Raw genomic sequence first — 18,503 nt, 5'->3', positions numbered from 1 at the left:
GGCGGAGATGTCGTGACAACACCGGCGCCCGCGCGGGCCGCCTGCTTGGGGATGACCCGTATGCCTCTCGCCTCCTCGCTTCGCGGTGCGAAGGATGCCGTTCTCCGCGTCGCGCTGCTCGCGGCCTGCGGCGCTGGTCTCGCGGGCTGCGACGCCCTCGATTCGATCAACCCGTTCGGACCCGAGAAGTACAAGCCGGAGATCATCCAGCGCCGCCCTGCCGACAAGATCTACAGCGAGGGCCTCGCCAAGCTCGAGGACCACGACTACGACGAGGCGGTGAAACGGTTCGAGAACCTCGACAAGGAATACGCCTATTCCGACTGGTCCCGGAAGGCCGTGCTGATGACGGCCTATTCGAACTACGAGGGCCAGAAATACGAGGACGCGATCACTGCGGCCAAGCGCTACCTGCAGCGCCACCCGGGCAGCAAGGATGCGGCCTACGCCCAGTACATCCTGGCGATGTCGCACTACAAGCAGATCCCGGACGTGACCCGCGACCAGGAGCGCTCGGAGCGCGCGCTCGCCGCTCTGCAGGAGCTGGTGCAGAAGTATCCGACCTCGGAATACGCCGCGGACGCCAAGGCGAAGATCCAGATCACCCGGGACCAACTCGCCGGCAAGGAGATGGCGATCGGGCGCTATTATCTGGAGCGCCGCAACTTCCCGGCCGCGATCAACCGCTTCCGCGACGTAGTGAGCAGGTACCAGACCACCCGCCACGCCGAGGAGGCGCTGGAGCGCCTGGCCGAGGCCTACATGGCGCTCGGCATCGTCGGCGAGGCGCAGACCGCCGCCGCCGTGCTCGGCCACAACTTCCCCGACTCGCCCTGGTACAAGGACGCCTACGCGCTCCTGCAATCGGGCGGCGTCGAACCCCGCGAGGAGAAGTCCTCGTGGATCAGTAAGGCCTTCCGCGGCATCGTGGGCATCGAGCAGACCGCCGAGGCGCAGTGACGGCGGGTCTTTGAGCCGAACTGCGGCCGCGGCGCCTCTCGCGCCGCGGCCGGGCGTCCTGTAGAGACGCCCGGTCCGACCCCGAGAGAGACCTGGCCAAGGCGGCATGCTGGTTCAGCTCGCCATCCGCGACATCGTCCTGATCGACAAGCTTGAGCTGAACTTCCGCGACGGCCTCAGCGTGCTGACCGGCGAGACGGGTGCCGGCAAGTCGATCCTCCTCGACGCCTTCACGCTCGCCCTCGGCGGCCGCGGCGACGGCCGCCTCGTGCGCAACGGCGAGGCACAGGGGCAGGTCACCGCCGTCTTCGACGTTCCCCTCGATCACCCGGCCCGCGCCATCGCGGCCGCGGCCGAGCTCGACACCGAGGGCGACCTGGTGCTGCGCCGGCTTCAGGTGGCCGACGGGCGCACCCGCGCCTTCGTCAACGACCAGCCGGTCGGCGTCCAGGTGCTGCGCGCGATCGGTACGGCCCTGGTGGAGATCCACGGCCAGCACGACGACCGGGCGCTCGCCGACCCGACCACGCACCGCGCCATCCTGGACGCCTTCGGCAACCTCCAGGACCGGCAGGCGGCGGTGGCCGAGGCGGCAAGGCGCGTCCGGCAGGCGCGGACGGCTCTCGCCGAGCACCGCGCCCGCGTCGAGGCCGCCCGCAAGGAGGCGGATTTCCTGCGCCACGCCGTCGCGGAACTCGGCGCCCTCGACCCGCAGCCCGGCGAGGAGGCGGATCTCGCCGCGCGCCGCACCGGCATGCAGCAGGGTGAGAAGGTCGCCCGCGAGCTGAACGAGGCTCTCGACGCGGTCGGCGGCCAGGGCTCGCCCACGGCCCATCTCTCGGCCGCCCTGCGCAAGCTGGAGCGCCGGGCCGCGCAGGCGCCGGGCCTCGTCGAGCCCTGTGTCGCGGCCCTCGACGCGGCCCTCGTTGCCCTCGACGAGGCCCGCAACACCCTCGAGGACGCCCTGCAGGCCGCCGAGTTCGATCCGCGCGAACTGGAACGCGTGGAGGAGCGCCTCTTCGCCCTGCGTGCCGCGGCCCGCAAGTACGACGTCGCGGCCGACGACCTCGCGGCCCTGCGCGAGCGCTACGCCGCGGATGTGGCGGCGATCGATGCCGGGGAGGAGACGCTGGCACGGCTCGAAGCCGAGCTGGCGGCAGCCGAGGCGGCCTATCTCGACGAGGCCCGGGCGCTGAGCCAGGGACGCCGCAAGGCCGCCGCCCAGCTCGACACGGCCGTCCAGGCAGAGCTGCCGCCTCTCAAGCTGGAACGCGCCCGCTTCATCACGGAGATCGTCACCGACGAGGAGAGCCGCGATCCGGCCGGCCTCGACCGGGTGGAGTTCTGGGCTCAGACCAATCCCGGCACCCGGCCGGGGCCGATGATGAAGGTCGCCTCCGGCGGTGAGCTCTCGCGCTTCATGCTCGCCCTCAAGGTGGTGCTCGCCGACAAGGGCTCCGCACCGACCCTGATCTTCGACGAGATCGATACCGGGGTCGGCGGCGCGGTGGCGGATGCCATCGGCGCGCGGCTCGCGCGTCTCTCGGCCCGGGTGCAGGTGGTGGCGGTCACGCATGCGCCCCAGGTGGCGGCGCGCGCCGCCACCCATTTCCTGATCGCCAAGGAGGCCGTGAAGGGCTCCGACCGCGTCGCGACCCGCGTCAAGCTCCTTGCCGCCGCGCCCCGCCGCGAGGAGATCGCCCGCATGCTCGCGGGCGCGACCGTGACGGAGGAGGCCCGTGCCGCCGCCGCCCGCCTGATCGAATCCGCGGAAGCGTGACCGCTGGACGGGCCGGAACGAACGGTTAAGCTCCCGCTCGATGATTCGCGCCCGGCCTCGCGCCCGCGCGTCATGGTGAATGAAAGCCGAAATTTACCCGTTCTTTACCATGCGGACCGATCCTCGGTGCTCGCGAGCGGGCTCCCCGTTGCCGGAGTCCCTGACTGCGCAAGGGGATCGCGATGAATCAGGACGCCGTGACGCCGGACATGACGCCCGACCGCCGGCTGCCGTTCCTGGGAGCCGAGATCCAGCGGCGACTGGGACAGGTTCTGCGGGCCTTCTACGAGACGACGACGGACGGCCTCCCGCTGCCCTCCGATCAGATCCAGCTGCTGCTGCGGCTTCGCCACCGGGAGCGGGAGCTGCAGCGTTCGCGCTGACGGACGAGAAACCCCTCTCCGGTGGGAGAGGGGTTTCTCGTTTCGCGCCGGCCGGGCCTGCGCGGCGCCGGAATCAGGCGCTCTCGCTCATTGCGGACTGGATCATCCGGTCGGAACTCAGGTCGTCGTCGGTGTAGCCGAGCAGGTCCGCGAGCCGGTTGCGGGCGCGGTTGACCCGGCTCTTGATGGTCCCGATGGCGACGCCGCAGATGCGGGCGACCTCCTCGTAGGACAGCCCCTCGGCCCCCACGAGGATCAGCGCCTCCCGCTGGTCCGGCGGAAGCTTGGCAAGACCCGCGCGCAGATCCTGCACGTCGAGCCGGTGGCCCTGATCGGGCGCCGTGAACAGGCGGGCCGCATAGGAGCCGTCCTCGTCCTGCACCTCGCGCATGCGCTTGCGCTGCTCCGAGTAGAAGGCGTTGCGCAGGATGGTGAACAGCCACGCATTGAGGTTGGTGCCGGGCTGGAAGCGGTGCTGGTTCTGCCAAGCCCGCAGGATCGTGTCCTGGACGAGGTCGTCCGCCCGGGCGGCGTTGTTGGTGAGCGAGAGCGCGAAGGCCCGCAGCGAGGGCAGGGCGGCGAGCAGGCCGTCGCGGAATTCCGGCTCGACGGTGCGGCCCTGCTCGGTGAGCGCTGCCTCGAGCCGCTCGATCAGCGCCAGGAAACCGTCCGGGATCGTGGTCTCGATCGCCGCGTAGGCGTCCCGCAGGTGCCGGCCGAGATGCTGCTGCACGGCGGAGGGCAGGGAGGGCTTGGCCTCGGCCGAGGTTGCAGCGGCGGCGTTCGGATAGAGCATGACTGGGTAACTCTCGACAGGTGGATGTGAGGGCCGGACGGAACGGTGGGAGACATCGCAGCGGCCGGCCGCACGCGGTGGGGTGGGAGGGAGCGGCCGTGCATCGCCGCCCGAATGCGCCTCAGGCGTCCGAGCGGCGCGGCATCCCGCCTTCCGCCGCGAGCGGCGCGCCACTCGGGATCGTGTCCCCGGCCTGATCCGCATCGATCGCCATCGGCTCCTCCCACGCATGACCGGCGGAGCCCCACAGGGAGGCCGCGCGCCCTGGGCAACGGCCGGAGCACGGTCAAGGTTCCCGCCCCGGGTCGGATCGGCCCTACCAGGACCGTCCGCCGGGCCGGCTCCGGTACTCCGCCGCGCGGATCCGCGTCAGAAGGCGGTCGAGATGCTGGAGAAGCTCCCGCTCCTCGGCCTGAGCGGCCGCGATGGCGTCCGGATCCGACAGGTAGAGGCGTTGCTGGCGTGCCAGCGTGAGTCGGCGCTCCAGCGACTCGCGCTCCGCATGGAGCGCGAGCAGGGCCGCGCGCTCCGGATCTTGCCCGTTTCCGATCTCGGTCGTCGCCTCTTGCACGGCGGGAATCCTCGGCTGCTCCCGTGTTGCCACCGGAGGATTAACGCGCAAGGCCCCTGGAGAGTCGCAATCCCGCGCGCGACTTAACCCCGCGGGCGTCGCCGCGCCGCGCTCCCGCCGGCCCGGGGCGTCATCGAACCGTCATGCAACTGACATAGGGGCGGCGTCGTTGCGGGGCTACCCGTCCCACCGCGATGGACAGTTTGACGAAAGGTCAAGCTTCGGCCGCGCGACAGATCGCCAGGAACACGGAGAGTTTTAGTGAGACCCTTCTCCACCGCGCTCGCCATCGGGCTTGCGACCGCCCAGATCGCCACGGCCGCCCTGGCTGCCGACATCACGGGCGCTGGCGCCACCTTCCCGTTCCCGGTCTACTCGAAGTGGGCCGAGGCGTATCGCAAGGAGGCCAATGTCGGCCTCAACTACCAGTCGATCGGCTCCGGCGGCGGGATCAAGCAGATCCAGGCGCGCACGGTCGATTTCGGCGCGACCGACGCCCCGCTGAAGGGCGAGGCCCTCGAGAAGGACGGTCTCGTGCAGTTCCCGACCGTCATGGGCGGCGTCGTCGCGGTGGTGAACGTCCCGGGCGTCAAGACCGGCGAGGTCAAGCTCACCGGCGAGCTCCTGGCCGAGATCTATTCCGGCAAGATCAAGAAGTGGTCCGACCCGAAGATCGCCAAGCTGAACGAGAGCGTGAAGCTCCCCGACGCGGTGATCACGCCGGTCTACCGCTCCGACGCCTCGGGCACCACGAACATCTTCACCACCTACCTGTCGGACGTGTCGGCCGACTGGAAGAAGGAATTCGGCGCCTCGACGACGGTGAGCTGGCCGGTCGGCCAGGGCGGCAAGGGGAACGAGGGCGTCACCGCCGTCGTCAAGCAGGTGCCGAACGCGATCGGCTACGTCGAATACGCCTACGCCAAGCAGAACAACCTGCCGGTGATCCTGCTGCAGAACAAGGCCGGCCAGTTCCCGCAGCCGGGTGACGAGTCCTTCCAGGCCGCCGCCGCGAATGCCGATTGGAAGGCCATGCCGGGCTTCGGCATCGCGCTGACCAACCAGGCCGGCGAGAAGGCCTGGCCGATCACCGCCGCGACCTTCATCCTGATCCCGAAATCCCCCAACGACCCGGCCCGCGCCGCCGAGGTGCTGAAGTTCTTCGGCTGGGCCTACAAGCACGGCGACAAGCTCGCCAGCGAGCTCGACTACGTGCCGCTGCCCGACAATGTCGTCGGCCTCGTCCAGGAGGAGTGGAAGAAGGTCACCGGCAAGGACGGCAAGCCCGTCTTGGGGCTGTGATCCGGCTTCCCCGATCATGACCGGCGCGGATCCCCTCTCCCCAAGCGGGTGAGGAGATCCTCCTGTTCAGACCGATCCCCATCACCCACTCGCGTCGCTCTGCCCGGCACGCTAAGGCGGTCCAGTTTAGGGAAATCCGGATGGTCGCGTTGTCCGAACACGCCGCTCTCGCCTCCGACCCGAAGGCCGCGCGCAGAGCGCCGAGCCCTGTGGCGGACCGCCTCTTCCAGGCCGCTTCGCTCGGCTCGGCGCTCCTGGTGCTGCTGGTTCTCGCGGGCATCCTCGGCTCGATCGTCTATGGCGGATGGCCGGCCTTCCAGACCTTCGGGCCGGGCTTCATCACCTCGAGCGCCTGGAATGTCGGGCGCGAGGAGTTCGGCGCGCTCGTCGCCATCATCGGCACCCTCGTCTCCGCGCTGCTCGCCCTGCTGATCGGCGTGCCGATCTCGCTCGGCATCGCGATCTACCTCACGCAGCTCTGCCCCGGCTGGGCGCGCAAGCCGGTGGCGATGACGATCGAGCTCCTCGCCTCGGTGCCGAGCATCATCTACGGCATGTGGGGCCTGTTCGTCTTCGCGCCGCTCTTCGCCCGCTTCGTGCAGGTGCCGGTCTCGAACCTCGTCGAGGGCCTGCCCATCGTCGGCACGCTGCTCTACGCGCAGGTGCCCTCCGGCGTCGGCGTGCTCACCGCCGGCATCATCCTCGCCATCATGATCGTGCCCTTCGTGGCCTCGATCACCCGCGACATGCTCGACCAGATCCCGACCGTGCTGCGCGAGAGCGCCTACGGCATCGGCTGCACCACCTGGGAGGTGGTGCGCCACGTGCTGATCCCGCAGGCCTCGGTCTCGATCATCGGCGCCATCATGCTGGGCCTCGGCCGCGCCCTCGGCGAGACCATGGCGGTGACCTTCGTGATCGGCAACGCCAACCGGCTCTCGGCCTCGATCTTCGACCCGGGCTCGACCATCGCCTCGCGCATCGCCAACGAGTTCAACGAGGCCGACGGGATGCAGCTCCATGCGTTGCTCGCGCTCGGCTGCATCCTGTTCGTCATCACCTTCATCGTGCTCATCGTCGCCCGGCTGCTCGTGCGCCGCGTGAAGGTGTCCTGATCCCCCGCGACGGAGCCCCTCCCATGGACGCCCGGACCACCCTCGCCCCGGCAGGCCGAAGCTCGGCAGGTGAAGCTCCTGCAGGCCACGGCGCCGCCCCGGCCGTGCAGGCCTGGGGCCGCGTGCGCGCCGGCCGGCGCACCGCCGACCGCCTGCTGGTCGTGCTGTGCACGGTCGCGACGGTGCTCGGGGCCATCGTGCTCGGCTCGATCCTGGTCATGCTGATCGTCGAGGGCCTGCGCGGCTTCTCGCCGGCCCTGTTCACCGAGGTGACGCCGGGTCCCGGCTCGCAGGGCGGCGGCATCGCCAACGCCATCCTGGGCAGCCTGATCATGACGCTGATCGGCATCGTCGTGGCGACGCCGATCGGGGTGCTGGCCGGGACCTACCTCGCCGAGTACGGCCGGACCTCGAAGCTCGCCGACCTGATCCGCTTCCTCAACGACATCCTGCTCTCCGCCCCCTCGATCCTGATCGGCCTCTTCGTCTACACGGTGATGGTCCGCACCATGGGCGGCTATTCGGGCTGGGCCGGGGGCGTGGCGCTCGCCATCATCGCGACGCCGGTGATCGTGCGCACCACCGAGGACATGCTGCGCCTCGTGCCGAGCAGCCTGCGCGAGGCCGGGGCGGCGCTCGGCGCGCCTGCGTCGATCGTGATCCGGGCCGTGAGCTGGAAGGCCGCGCAGGCCGGCATCGTCACCGGCATCCTGCTCGCGCTCGCCCGCATCGCCGGCGAGACCGCGCCGCTCCTCTTCACCGCGCTCAACAACAATTCCTGGTTCAGCGCCAACCTGATGGGCGGCATCGCCAACCTGCCGGTGATGATCTACCAGTTCGCCCTCTCGCCCTACGAGAACTGGCGCCAGCTCGCCTGGGCCGGGGCGCTCCTCATCACCATCACCATCCTGGGCCTGTCGATCGTGGCCCGCGTCTTCCTGCAAGGCGGCAAGAGCCGCTGATCCCGCCGCCGAGCTTCCGGAGAACCCCGATGAGCGCCCCTGCCACCGCCGCTCCGATCGTCGGACCGAGCTCCGCCGATGAATCCGCGCCGATCCGCATCGCCGTCAAGAACCTGAACTTCTACTACAACACCTTCCACGGCCTGAAGAACATCAATCTCAACTTCCATGACCGGCAGGTCACCGCCCTGATCGGCCCGTCCGGCTGCGGCAAGTCCACCCTGCTGCGCACCTTCAACCGGATCTACAGCCTCTATCCGGAGCAGCGCGCGGATGGAGAGATCCTGCTCGACGGGCGCAACATCCTCGACTCGTCGATCGACCTCAACGAGCTGCGCGCCCGCGTCGGCATGGTGTTCCAGAAGCCGACGCCCTTCCCGATGTCGATCTACGACAACATCGCCTTCGGCATCCGGCTCTACGAGCGCCTGAGCAGGGCCGACCTCGACACCCGCGTCGAGGAGGCCCTGCGCAAGGCGGCGCTCTGGGACGAGGTGAAGGACAAGCTCAAGCAATCCGGCATGGGCCTGTCCGGCGGCCAGCAGCAGCGCCTCTGCATCGCCCGCACGGTGGCCCAGCGCCCCGAGGTGATCCTGTTCGACGAGCCGACCTCGGCGCTCGACCCGATCTCGACCGGGCGCATCGAGGAGCTGATCGAGCAGCTGCGCGGCGAGTTCACCATCGCCATCGTCACCCACAACATGCAGCAGGCGGCCCGCATCTCGCAGTTCACCGCCTTCATGTATCTGGGGGAGCTGATCGAGTTCGGGCCGACCAACCGGCTGTTCATGAACCCGGCCAAGCGCCAGACTCAGGACTACATCACCGGCCGGTTCGGTTGATCGACCGCCAATTCCGCCTCCGGTCCGGTCGGAGGCGGAATCCGGGCTCCGACCGTGCCGCATGGCCTGCGGTGAACCGGCACACGCCATCGGACAATGCTCTTGCGAACGGGGACAGCGCCATGTCGGACCATATCGTCAGTTCCTACGACACGGACCTGCAGAACCTGCGCCGCAGCATCGCCGAGATGGGCGGGATCGGCGAGAAGATGATGGCGGATGCCGCCAACGCCCTGGTGCGGCGCGACGCGACCCTCGCCCAGTCCGTCATCGCCGCGGATTCCCGGCTCGACGGGCTCCAGCGCGAGATCGAGGAGCGGGCGATCCTGCTCATCGCCAAGCGCCAGCCGATGGCCGTCGACCTGCGCGAGACCATCTCGGCCATCCGGGTCTCGGGCGATCTCGAGCGGATCGGCGACCTCGCCAAGAACATCGCCAAGCGGGTCGTAGCGATCAGCGACCAGCCCCAGCCGCAGAAGGTCGTGGTCGGCGTGCAGCACATGAGCGAGCTCGTGCAGGAGCAGCTCAAGGACGTGCTCGACGCCTATGCCACGCAGGACGTGACCGTCGCCCTCGATGTCTGGGCGCGCGACGGCGGCATCGACGCCCTCTACACCTCACTGTTCCGCGAGCTCCTGACCTACATGATGGAGGACCCGCGCAACATCAGCTTCTGCACGCATCTCCTGTTCTGCGCCAAGAACGTCGAGCGGATCGGCGACCACACCACCAATATCGCCGAGACAATCCACTACCTCGTCACCGGCGAGACGCTGCCGACGGACCGGCCGAAGAACGATCGGTCGAGCTTCGCCACGGTGGCGCCGCAGCCGGAGGCGTGACCCTGTCGGAGTTCCAGCGTTCTGCATGAGTACGAGGATCCTGATCGTCGAGGACGAGGAGCCGCTGACGCTCCTCCTTCGCTACAACCTCGAGGCCGAGGGCTTCGAGGTCGATGCCGTCGCCCGCGGCGACGAGGCCGATATCCGGCTGCGCGAGCAGATCCCGGATCTCGTCCTCCTCGACTGGATGGTGCCGGGCCTGTCCGGGATCGAACTCTGCCGCCGCATCCGGGCGCGCCGGGAGACGGAGCGGCTGCCGATCATCATGCTGACCGCGCGGGGCGAGGAGGGCGACCGGGTGCGCGGGCTCGCGACGGGAGCCGACGATTACATCGTCAAGCCCTTCTCGGTGCCGGAACTGCTGGCGCGGGTGCGGGCGCTCCTGCGCCGCGCGAAGCCGGCCCACGTGGCGCACCTCCTGGTCGCGGGCGATATCGAGCTCGACCGGGTGAGCCATCGCGTCAGGCGCGAGGGCCGCGAGCTCCATCTCGGCCCGACGGAGTTCAAGCTGCTCGAGTTCCTGATGCAGAGCCCCGGCCGGGTCTTCTCCCGGGAGCAGCTCCTCGATGGCGTCTGGGGCCACGACGTCTATATCGACGAGCGCACCGTCGACGTGCATATCGGCCGCTTGCGCAAGGCCATCAACCGGCCGCGCCGTCCCGACCCGATCCGCACCGTGAGGGGATCGGGCTATTCGTTCGACGAGATGTTCGCCAACGGCACGGCCTGAGCCGTCACCGCCGAGCCGAGCACAGGAAGGCCGCTCCCCACGGGAGAGGGGCGTTCCTACGCACGGCCCGTTCCGCCGCGACAGTCACCTTGAGCCGGCATCCGGTCACGATGGGCCGGCTGCCGATCCGGGTTCCTGATCGGCCACCTTGCCGATGAAGTGGATGCCGCTTCGTCGAACTAGGCTCTACCGGAAGCCCACGACCCGTCTGTCGCTGCGCTTGCGCTCGGCGGCAGGCTGGTAGGCGATGCGGGCGTGGTGCATGCAGTAGGGCAAGCCCGTGATCGAGCGGGCGCCGCAGAAGCGGAAATCCGGCGAGGACGGATCGCCCATCGGCCAGCGGCACATGAACTCGCGCAGTTCCATGATGGTCACGCGCTCCGACAGCGGCAGGGCGACCTCGGCCGGCGCGATGCTCTCCGGCCGCACCAGCGCGAGAGGCGCGGGCGCCGGCGCCACCACGGTCGGCATCGGCGCGGGGCTCGGGCCGCGCGCCTCCTCGCTCGCCGCTCGCCGGGGTTGAGCCGGCGCGGGCGCCGCCCCGTTCGACCTCAGCACGCGCCCGGCAAGACCGAGCCTGTGCACCTTTCCGATCACCGCATTGCGCGACACGCCCCCGATCTCGGCGGCAATCTGGCTCGCGCTGCGTCCTTCCCCCCAGAGCCGCTTGAGGAGTTCGACCCGTTCCTTCGTCCAGCTCGGGCCCGCATCCGTCATCGCCGCCTCCGACTTCCCCCACACACCAGAGGTCGAGACGCACGCAACCGCCTGCGCCCGGCCATGTGGCCGCACGTCCAACCCCTTCGATCCTGCTGGTGATCGCCGCTTCGTGACAGCGCCTGCGACGGGGGTGAACCTACAGGAGCGGCCGTTCCCCGCGCAAGAGTCCCCGGCCGCAGCGAGGCCCTTTTCCCCGCATCGGTCGGGGCGGAGCGCACCGCTGCGATGGGGGCGCCAAGCGACGGCCCGGCCGGGCGAACGGGCCCCGAGGCTCGCCGAAATCCACATGTCCTCAACAGCTTGTTGTGGATCACATTGGGCCCGCGACGCGCGGCGGCTCCCCCTCCGAGAGGCCGGACGGCGCTGCCGTCCGGCCCGCCGCGAGCCTGCGGCGGGAGCAATCGGCACCGCGCGCGGGACAAGCGTGGCAGACAAGTCACGGTGGCGGCCGTCCGAGAGGCCACGTTGCCCGCGCGGCGGGCTGCACCTATGGTTCGAGCCCGGCGCCGCACGCGCCCGACACGGGAAACTCCATGCGGATCGTCCTCGCGTCCCTGCTTCCGCTCCTCGTGCTCCTCCCCTCCGGCCTCGCCGCCGAGCCGGCGCCCGGCATCCGCCTCGCGCCGCACCGCGCCGTCTACGACCTCTCGCTGATGCGCAGCGGCGGCGCCCGCTCGGTCGAGAGCGCCCGCGGGCGCATCGTGTTCGATTTCTCCGGCGACCCCTGCAAGGGCTGGGCGCTGCAATACCGGCAGGTGACGGTGCTGGAGAGTTCCGAGAGCGGCACGCGCACCTCGGACCTGCGCAACAACACCTTCGAGAGCGGCGACGGCCGCGCCTTCCATTTCCGCACCCAGTCGGACCTCAACGGCAGCCAGCAGCCCGCCATCGACGGCGATGCGGAGCGCGACGAGAAGGGGCTCGCGGTCACGATCAAGCAGCCGCAGAAGACGCGCGTCACGGTGCCGGGCGAGGTGCTGTTTCCGGCAGCCCACATGCGCCGGCTGATCGAGGCCGCCCAGGCGGGCGAGCGGACCGTGTCCGTGAAGGTCTTCGACGGCTCGGATGACGGCCGCAAGGTCTACGACACGCTCGCGGTGATCGGCCCCCGCCGGACGGTTCCGGCGAGCGCGGAGGCCAAGGATGCGGCGCCCAGGGCCGAAGCCCCGCTTCAGGAGGGCGCGCTGGCGGCGATGCCGCGCTGGCCCGTCACCTTGAGCTACTTCTCCACCGGGGAGGGCGAGCGCACGCCGATCTACGTGCTCTCCTTCGACCTCTACGAGAATGGCGTCAGCGGCGCCCTGCGGCTCGACTACGGCGACTTCACCCTGAAGGGCGATCTCTCCCGGATCGATCTCGGCCCCGAGAGCAAGGATTGCCGCCTCTGAGCGGCCCTATCGTTTCGGGTCCTTGGTCGGATCCTTGGCCGATGGCCTGAAGGCGAGGCCGCGCTGGACCGCCGCCGTACCGAAACGGGCGCGCAGCTTTTCCACGGCCGCGGCCCGGCTCGCCTCGCGCCGGGCGCTCTGATCGGCGAGATCGCCCCGGTCGGCGTGGATCGCCGCGCAGAGGTCGCCCGCCCCGATTCCGATCAGGCGATAGGCCGTGCCGTCGCAGGCCTCGCGCAGCATCGCCTCGGCCGGACGGAAGAGACGCTCGGCGAGCTGCGTCGGCGGCAGGCCGGAACGGCTGCGGGTGCGCAGGCGGAAGCCCGCGTCCTTCAGCTTGAGGGTCACGCTGCCGGCGGCGAGCTCCGCCCGCACCAGCCGGCGCGCCACCGTCTCGCACAGGCGCCACAGGATCGGCCGCAGGGCGGAGAAGTCCCGCAGATCCTCCGCGAAGGTGGTCTCCCCCGAAACGCTCTTCGCCTCCCGGGCCGGCTGGACGCGGCGCGGATCCTCGCCGCGGGCGAGGCCCGCGAGCCGGAGGGCGTCGCGCCCGAGGGCCGCCTGCAGGCGGGAGGGCGGGACGCGCAGCAGGTCCCCGACCGTCGTGATGCCGAGGCTCCCGAGCCTCGCTGCCGCCGCCTGCCCGATGCCGGGCAGAATGGCGACGGGACGCGGCGCCAGGAAGCCCTGCGCCTCCGCCCGCCCGATCACCGAGAAGCCCCGCGGCTTCTCCAGGTCCGAGGCGATCTTGGCCAGGAACTTGTTGGGCGCGAGCCCGATCGAGACCGTGATGCCGATCTCGGCCTCGACCGTGCGGGCGAAGCGCGCGAGCGTCACCGCCGGGCTCGCGCCGTGGAGCCGCTCCGTGCCGGACAGGTCGAGGAAGGCCTCGTCGATCGAGACCGGCTCGACCAGGGGCGTGAGCGCCCGCATCATCGCCCGGACCTCGCGGCCGACGCGGGCGTATTTCTCCATGTCGGGGCGCAGCACCACGGCATCCGGGCAGGCCTTCAGCGCCCTGAACATCGGCATGGCCGAGTGCACGCCGTGGGTGCGGGCCAAGTAGCAGGCGGTCGAGACCACGCCGCGGCGCCCGCCGCCGATGATGAGCGGGCGGTCGCGGAGCGACGGATCGTCCCGCTTCTCGATCGCCGCGTAGAAGGCGTCGCAATCGACATGGGCGATCGCGAGCGCGTCGCGCTCCGGATGGATCACCAGCCGGGGCGACCCGCAGGCGGCGCAGCGCAGGCTGCCGCCGGTGAGGCGGGCGCAGTCGCGGCAGAGCGCCGGGCTCATGCCCCGAAGGATTCGGGCTCGGGCGGCCCGAGGCGCCGCCAGGCCAGCGTGATCCGCTCCGGCGCTTCCCCGATCGCTTCGGCACAGGCGAGCAGGAGTTCCTCGTCCGAGACCACGTGGTCGAGGAGCCCGACCAGGAGATCGGGGCTCTCGGCGGCCTCCCGCAGGGAAGCGGGGCTCAGGCCCGCATGGTCCATGAAGCGCATCAGGCGGGCGGGGTCCCCGGTCACGAATCCGAACACGGCGCCCGCGAGCGCCTCGGCCTCGGCCCGGCCCGGTATTCCGCCCCGAGGGGCTTTCCCTCTGGTAAAACTCTGTGATTTGCGTTTCATCAACTTGTGCCGCTTAAACGGGACGAACAGGCGTCGTCGGAGGTTCGGATACGACTCGCCGGCGCCGGAGACAGTGAGCCATGACGAAGACGGTGCTCATCGTCGAGGATAACGAGCTGAACATGAAGCTCTTCAACGACCTGTTGGAGGCTCATGGCTACGCGACCCTCAAGACCGCGAACGGGATCGAGGCGATCGAGCTCGCGCGCCAGCACCGTCCCGACCTGATCCTGATGGACATCCAGCTCCCCGAAGTGTCCGGGCTCGAAGTCACGAAGTGGATCAAGGAGGATGACGAACTCAAGAGCATTCCGGTGATCGCCATCACGGCCTTCGCCATGAAGGGCGACGAGGAGCGCATCCGGGAAGGCGGCTGCGAGGCCTACCTGTCGAAGCCGATCTCGGTGGCGAAGTTCCTCGCCACCGTCCGCACCTACCTCGGCGACGAGCGCCAGAGCTGAGAAAGGCCTTAGGTCCATGTCGGCCCGCGTGCTCATCGTCGACGACCTCTTTCCCAACCTGAAGTTGCTCGAAACCAAGCTCTCGCTGGAATATTTCGACGTCGTCTCGGCCATGAACGGGCTGGACGCGATCGCGATCTGCGAGAAGGGGCTGTGCGACATCGTCCTGCTCGACGCGATGATGCCGGGCATGGATGGGTTCGAGGTGTGCCGTCGGCTGAAGACGACCCCGACCACGGCCCATCTGCCGGTGGTGATGGTGACCGCCCTCGACCAGCCGAGCGACCGTCTGCGCGGGCTCGACGCGGGTGCGGACGATTTCCTGACGAAGCCCATCGATGACACGGCGCTGCTCGCGCGGGTGCGGAGCCTGGTGCGACTCAAGGCGATGACGGACGAGCTGCGCAACCGCGCGCTCGCCTCCCGCGATCTCGGCTTCGGCGATCCGCTCGCCGCAGCCGCGGCCGAGACCGGCCTCAATGCCAGCCTGCTCATTGCCGACGACCGGCGCGCCTCCGCCGGCCGCATGGCCGCGGCGCTCGGCCAGTCTCATTGCGTCGAGGTGGTCTGCGACCCGCACCAGGCGCTCGAGAAGGCCACCGAGGGCTCCTACGACGTGGCCCTGGTGAGCCTCGACTTCGAGGGCTTCGACGGGCTGCGCCTGTGCAGCCAGCTGCGCTCCCTCGACCGCACCCGCACCATGCCGGTGGTGATGCTGGCCGATGCGGGCGACCGCGCCCGGATCATGCGGGGCCTCGATCTCGGGGTGCACGACTACCTCGTGCGGCCGATCGACCGCAACGAGCTGGTGGCGCGCATCCGCACGCAGGTGCGCCGCAAGCGCTTCGCGCATGCCTTACGCGAATCCGTCCAAGCCTCGATGGAACTCGCCGTCACCGATGGGCTCACCGGGCTGCACAACCGCCGCTACTTCGACAGCCACCTCGCCGGCCTGTTCCGCGAGGCGGTCCTGCGCGGGCGCCCAATCGCGCTCCTCCTCCTCGACATCGACCGATTCAAGACCATCAACGACGGCTTCGGGCACGATGCCGGCGACGAGGTCCTGCGGCAGTTCGCCGACCGCATCCGGGCGCATACCCGCGGCATCGACATCGTCGCCCGCTTCGGCGGCGAGGAAATCGTGGTGGTGGTGCCCGATGCCGGGCTCGACGGGGCGCAGCAGGTGGCCGAGCGCATCCGGGAGCGGATCGAGGCGGCGCCGTTCACGATCCATGGCGGCACGCGGACCATCGACGTCACCGTGTCGGTGGGCGTGGCGGTGCGCCATCCCGACGATGCCGGCCCGGCGGACCTGCTCAAGCGCGCCGACGTCGCGCTCTACCAGGCCAAGCAGGAGGGGCGGAACCGGGTGGTCGCCGCGGCCGCGTGACATCCGTCACGCCTCCTGCGGCCGAATGACGCAAGCCCGGCCGGATTGTAGCGGGCAGAGCCTGCCCGCACCCGACGGCTCCGCTCCAGATCGTTGATTTCGACCATCTCTTTTGATGTCGGCCAAGCAACCTTAGCAGTAAAACCAGCAAAAAACGGCATCGATCTTCGCGAATGCATCCTCGCGAACTCTGTAGCATCCTGGTTCGACCGCAGCGCGCGAGATTTAGAGCCGCGCATCGACAGGATGCCCAGCATGGAACATCAGCCGCTTCGTCACCTCCGCGATATCGCCGACGTCGAGCCGGTCTCAGGCCTGCTCGAAGGCCGGCGCGCCCGGCTCGAACGCTGGGCCGAGATCCTCGACCGCGAGCCGACCCGCTCCTTCACGACGCTGGAGGAGATCGAGTTCGTGCCGCGCCGCATGCGCGCCGCGATCCGGGCCGACAATTCGCCGATCGCCTATGCGTATGCGGACCCGGTCCTGCGGGCGAGCGGGCTGTCCGGCGACACCTTCGGCGATGCCCGCAGCTTCTTCGAGCTCAGCACCGGTGAGGCCCACCACCTGCTGTGCTCCTGCGTGAATGGCCGCAGCGTCACGGGCTCCGCCACCGCCCGCCGCCTGCGCCGCCTCGCGGCGAAGCGCCCGGGCCTCTGGCTCGCCTATGGCTGCGCCGCCGCCGTGGTGAGCCTGCCGGGGCTGCTCTACCTTCTCGCCTGACGAAAAAGGCCGCCCCTCGGGGCGGCCTCTCTTCCGTGCGGCGGTAGGTCGGTCTTATACCAACGGCCCAGGTTGCTGACGCAGCAGGTGCTGACGCGCGTGTTCACGCATCGGGCCATTGACCCGTCTCGAATTGTCGGCACCAAGCCAAAGGCTTTGTAACGAGGCTTGGCGACAGTTCGAGCCCGGAACCAACGGTCACATGGAAATGACCGTTGGTATTACTTGATCTTGGCTTCCTTGAACTCGACGTGCTTGCGCGCGACGGGGTCGTACTTCTTGAACGACAGCTTCTCGGTCTGCGTGCGCGAGTTCTTCTTCGTGACGTAGAAATAGCCGGTGTCGGCGGTCGAGACGAGCTTGATCTTGACGGTGACGGCCTTGGCCATGACGCGACCTCGTTGTTCAGGGGATGCGTCCGGGTGACCGAAACGCAAAAAGGGCCGGGAGGGCCCGGCCGAAACGCGCGGCCTCAATGCCCCATTCGTCCCCAAGCGTCAAGCCGCCCCGGGGGTTACGCCGGGGCTGCCCGGATCAGGCGCCCGCCCACCACGACGAGATAGGCGAGGAACAGCCCGGCGAGCGACCACGCGAAGCCGTGCGGGGAGGCGAGGTCCATGCCGCCGCCGACCAGGGGCGGCCCGAGGACGAGGCCGACATTGTAGAGCACCAGGAAGGCCGCATTGGCGCCCGCGAGCGCAGCCCCCTCGAAGCGGGCGCCCAGATGCGCGAGGCCCACCGTGTAGAGCGTGCCCGCGATGCCGCCCCAGGCGAACAGGATGGCGCCGAGGAGCCAGGGCTCGTCCGCGCCCGCCGGGAGCAGCAGGGCGCCGAGGGCCCCGAAGCCGCTCGCGCCGAGCAGCACCTTGCGCCGGTCGACATGGTCCGAGAGCAGGCCAATCGGGATCTGGAACAGCACGTTGCCCAGGGCCGCGAGGCTGACGAGGCCGGCCGCCTCCTCGGCGGTGAAGCCGAGCCGCAGGCCGTAGATCGGCAGGATGGCGAAGCCGCCGGTCTCGACGGCGCCGTAGATCAGGGCGGCGAGCGTCGCCGAGGGCGCGACCCGCAGATAGCCGAGGAAGCCCCGTCCCCCCTTGCGCGGGATCTCGGGCGAGAGGCCGCGGGCGAGGAGGAGCGGCAGGGCGCCGACGCCGAACAGGGCCGCCCCCGCGAGGTAGGGCGTCCAGCCCGCGGTGCCGACGAGGCCGAGCAGCCCCGGGCCGACCGCGAAGCCGAGCGCCAGCACGGTGGCGTAGATCCCCATGACGAGCCCGCGCCGGGCCGGGGGCGCCGCCTGATTGATCCAGAACTCCGACAGCACGAACAGCACGCCGAGCGCCGCCGAGAAGGTGAAGCGCAGCGGGAACCACCACAGGAAACCGAACAGGAGCCGGAAGCCGACCAGCGAGGCGGCGCCCACCGCTATGGCGCCGAGGAGCACCGGCAGCACGCCGAGCCGCGCCGCCACTCGCGGCACGAAGGGCACCACGACGATGCTGGCGACCCCCGCCACCGCGGTGTTGACGCCGATCATCGTGTTCGAGATGCCCATCCGCTCCATCTCGAGGGAGAGGAGGGGGATCGACAGGCTCAGGCCGATGCCGACCACCGCCACGCAGGTGATCGCCGCCGCGATCGAGGCAACGTCGGCCCTGCCGAAACCCTCCGTGACTGCGTGCATCATCATCCTGCCGGCTGGTACGGGCGGCCGGATATGGCGCGAAACCTGCCGTTGGGCCAGGGTGCCGGGTGGGGGGCCCGCATGCGCCGGCGGGGACGCGCCGGGAATGGCCCGGACCGAGGCGTGACGGCGGGGGCTCGTCCCTTCGGGCTTATCCCAACCGCGACCTCATCCCGAGGTGCTGCCGATCTCCGATCGCCAGCACCTCGGGATGAGGTTCAGGTCTGGATCG

20 protein-coding genes are annotated in these 18,503 nt (G+C 70.0%); 13 read left to right on the top strand and 7 right to left on the bottom strand.

Annotation, left to right across the window (positions count from 1 at the left end; translation table 11 throughout):
* Nucleotides 1-60: 60 nt before the first annotated feature.
* From MNOD_RS35190 to MNOD_RS35180, 3 genes are all read left to right on the top strand, one after another.
* On the top strand, nucleotides 61-960 hold the full coding sequence (locus tag MNOD_RS35190) for an outer membrane protein assembly factor BamD (protein ID WP_015933729.1): 900 nt from the start codon (nucleotides 61-63) through the stop codon (nucleotides 958-960).
* Between the two features lie 106 nt (nucleotides 961-1,066).
* Complete coding sequence (recN, locus tag MNOD_RS35185) at nucleotides 1,067-2,740, top strand: DNA repair protein RecN (protein ID WP_015933728.1); 1,674 nt, start codon at nucleotides 1,067-1,069, stop codon at nucleotides 2,738-2,740.
* Between the two features lie 182 nt (nucleotides 2,741-2,922).
* A complete protein-coding gene (locus tag MNOD_RS35180; RefSeq protein WP_015933727.1) occupies nucleotides 2,923-3,123 on the top strand; it encodes a hypothetical protein in 201 nt (66 codons plus the stop codon).
* A 73-nt stretch (nucleotides 3,124-3,196) separates the two neighbouring features.
* Here MNOD_RS35180 and MNOD_RS35175 read toward each other — a convergent pair whose 3' ends face one another.
* Both MNOD_RS35175 and MNOD_RS35170 read right to left on the bottom strand, forming a co-directional pair.
* Nucleotides 3,197-3,919: a sigma-70 family RNA polymerase sigma factor gene (locus MNOD_RS35175; RefSeq protein ID WP_015933726.1), complete on the bottom strand. Its 723-nt coding sequence runs from the start codon at nucleotides 3,917-3,919 to the stop codon at nucleotides 3,197-3,199.
* A 316-nt stretch (nucleotides 3,920-4,235) separates the two neighbouring features.
* Nucleotides 4,236-4,490 (bottom strand): hypothetical protein, encoded by a 255-nt coding sequence (locus tag MNOD_RS35170; RefSeq protein ID WP_015933724.1) that lies wholly within the window; start codon nucleotides 4,488-4,490, stop codon nucleotides 4,236-4,238.
* 261 nt (nucleotides 4,491-4,751) lie between these two features.
* Between MNOD_RS35170 and pstS the strand changes: the two genes are divergently transcribed.
* The 6 genes from pstS to phoB all read left to right on the top strand — a co-directional run bounded on the left by pstS (nucleotide 4,752) and on the right by phoB (nucleotide 10,283).
* Nucleotides 4,752-5,792 carry a phosphate ABC transporter substrate-binding protein PstS gene (gene pstS / locus MNOD_RS35165; protein ID WP_015933723.1) on the top strand — a complete coding sequence of 347 codons (1,041 nt, stop codon included), beginning with the start codon at nucleotides 4,752-4,754 and terminating at the stop codon, nucleotides 5,790-5,792.
* A gap of 140 nt (nucleotides 5,793-5,932) precedes the next feature.
* Nucleotides 5,933-6,907 carry a phosphate ABC transporter permease subunit PstC gene (gene pstC / locus MNOD_RS35160; protein ID WP_015933722.1) on the top strand — a complete coding sequence of 325 codons (975 nt, stop codon included), beginning with the start codon at nucleotides 5,933-5,935 and terminating at the stop codon, nucleotides 6,905-6,907.
* 23 nt (nucleotides 6,908-6,930) lie between these two features.
* Nucleotides 6,931-7,869: a phosphate ABC transporter permease PstA gene (gene pstA / locus MNOD_RS35155; RefSeq protein ID WP_015933721.1), complete on the top strand. Its 939-nt coding sequence runs from the start codon at nucleotides 6,931-6,933 to the stop codon at nucleotides 7,867-7,869.
* Nucleotides 7,870-7,898: 29 nt separating this feature from the next.
* A complete protein-coding gene (pstB, locus tag MNOD_RS35150; RefSeq protein ID WP_015933720.1) occupies nucleotides 7,899-8,711 on the top strand; it encodes a phosphate ABC transporter ATP-binding protein PstB in 813 nt (270 codons plus the stop codon).
* A gap of 122 nt (nucleotides 8,712-8,833) precedes the next feature.
* Nucleotides 8,834-9,553 carry a phosphate signaling complex protein PhoU gene (phoU, locus tag MNOD_RS35145; RefSeq protein ID WP_015933719.1) on the top strand — a complete coding sequence of 240 codons (720 nt, stop codon included), beginning with the start codon at nucleotides 8,834-8,836 and terminating at the stop codon, nucleotides 9,551-9,553.
* A 25-nt stretch (nucleotides 9,554-9,578) separates the two neighbouring features.
* Complete coding sequence (gene phoB / locus MNOD_RS35140; RefSeq protein WP_015933718.1) at nucleotides 9,579-10,283, top strand: phosphate regulon transcriptional regulator PhoB; 705 nt, start codon at nucleotides 9,579-9,581, stop codon at nucleotides 10,281-10,283.
* 186 nt (nucleotides 10,284-10,469) lie between these two features.
* Here phoB and MNOD_RS35135 read toward each other — a convergent pair whose 3' ends face one another.
* Nucleotides 10,470-11,000, bottom strand: a complete 531-nt coding sequence (locus MNOD_RS35135) for a GcrA family cell cycle regulator (protein ID WP_015933717.1) — start codon at nucleotides 10,998-11,000, stop codon at nucleotides 10,470-10,472.
* Between the two features lie 536 nt (nucleotides 11,001-11,536).
* On the opposite strand from MNOD_RS35135, the gene MNOD_RS35130 reads away from it, so the two are divergent.
* Entirely contained in the window at nucleotides 11,537-12,391 is an 855-nt protein-coding gene (locus MNOD_RS35130) for a cell envelope integrity EipB family protein (protein ID WP_015933716.1), read from the top strand.
* A 6-nt stretch (nucleotides 12,392-12,397) separates the two neighbouring features.
* Here the strand turns inward: MNOD_RS35130 and MNOD_RS35125 are convergent, their stop codons facing one another.
* On the bottom strand, nucleotides 12,398-13,687 hold the full coding sequence (locus MNOD_RS35125) for a DNA polymerase IV (RefSeq protein ID WP_015933715.1): 1,290 nt from the start codon (nucleotides 13,685-13,687) through the stop codon (nucleotides 12,398-12,400).
* Nucleotides 13,684-13,917 (bottom strand): DUF3572 domain-containing protein, encoded by a 234-nt coding sequence (locus MNOD_RS35120; RefSeq protein ID WP_244424622.1) that lies wholly within the window; start codon nucleotides 13,915-13,917, stop codon nucleotides 13,684-13,686. Before MNOD_RS35120 ends, MNOD_RS35125 begins: the two co-directional genes overlap by 4 nt.
* Before the next feature lie 182 nt (nucleotides 13,918-14,099).
* On the opposite strand from MNOD_RS35120, the gene MNOD_RS35115 reads away from it, so the two are divergent.
* From MNOD_RS35115 to MNOD_RS35105, 3 genes are all read left to right on the top strand, one after another.
* Nucleotides 14,100-14,480 (top strand): response regulator, encoded by a 381-nt coding sequence (locus tag MNOD_RS35115; protein WP_015933713.1) that lies wholly within the window; start codon nucleotides 14,100-14,102, stop codon nucleotides 14,478-14,480.
* 16 nt (nucleotides 14,481-14,496) lie between these two features.
* A complete protein-coding gene (locus MNOD_RS35110) occupies nucleotides 14,497-15,870 on the top strand; it encodes a PleD family two-component system response regulator (RefSeq protein WP_015933712.1) in 1,374 nt (457 codons plus the stop codon).
* Nucleotides 15,871-16,125: 255 nt separating this feature from the next.
* A complete protein-coding gene (locus tag MNOD_RS35105; RefSeq protein ID WP_015933711.1) occupies nucleotides 16,126-16,590 on the top strand; it encodes a hypothetical protein in 465 nt (154 codons plus the stop codon).
* A gap of 221 nt (nucleotides 16,591-16,811) precedes the next feature.
* On the opposite strand, the gene rpmG is transcribed toward MNOD_RS35105, so the two are convergent.
* Nucleotides 16,812-16,979 carry a 50S ribosomal protein L33 gene (rpmG, locus tag MNOD_RS35100; RefSeq protein ID WP_015933710.1) on the bottom strand — a complete coding sequence of 56 codons (168 nt, stop codon included), beginning with the start codon at nucleotides 16,977-16,979 and terminating at the stop codon, nucleotides 16,812-16,814.
* 125 nt (nucleotides 16,980-17,104) lie between these two features.
* Complete coding sequence (locus tag MNOD_RS35095; protein WP_015933709.1) at nucleotides 17,105-18,271, bottom strand: MFS transporter; 1,167 nt, start codon at nucleotides 18,269-18,271, stop codon at nucleotides 17,105-17,107.
* Nucleotides 18,272-18,503: the final 232 nt, after the last annotated feature.

The sequence above is a fragment of the Methylobacterium nodulans ORS 2060 genome (genome assembly GCF_000022085.1).
Lineage (GTDB): Bacteria > Pseudomonadota > Alphaproteobacteria > Rhizobiales > Beijerinckiaceae > Methylobacterium > Methylobacterium nodulans.
This window is presented reverse-complemented; position numbering and strand designations above follow the sequence as displayed.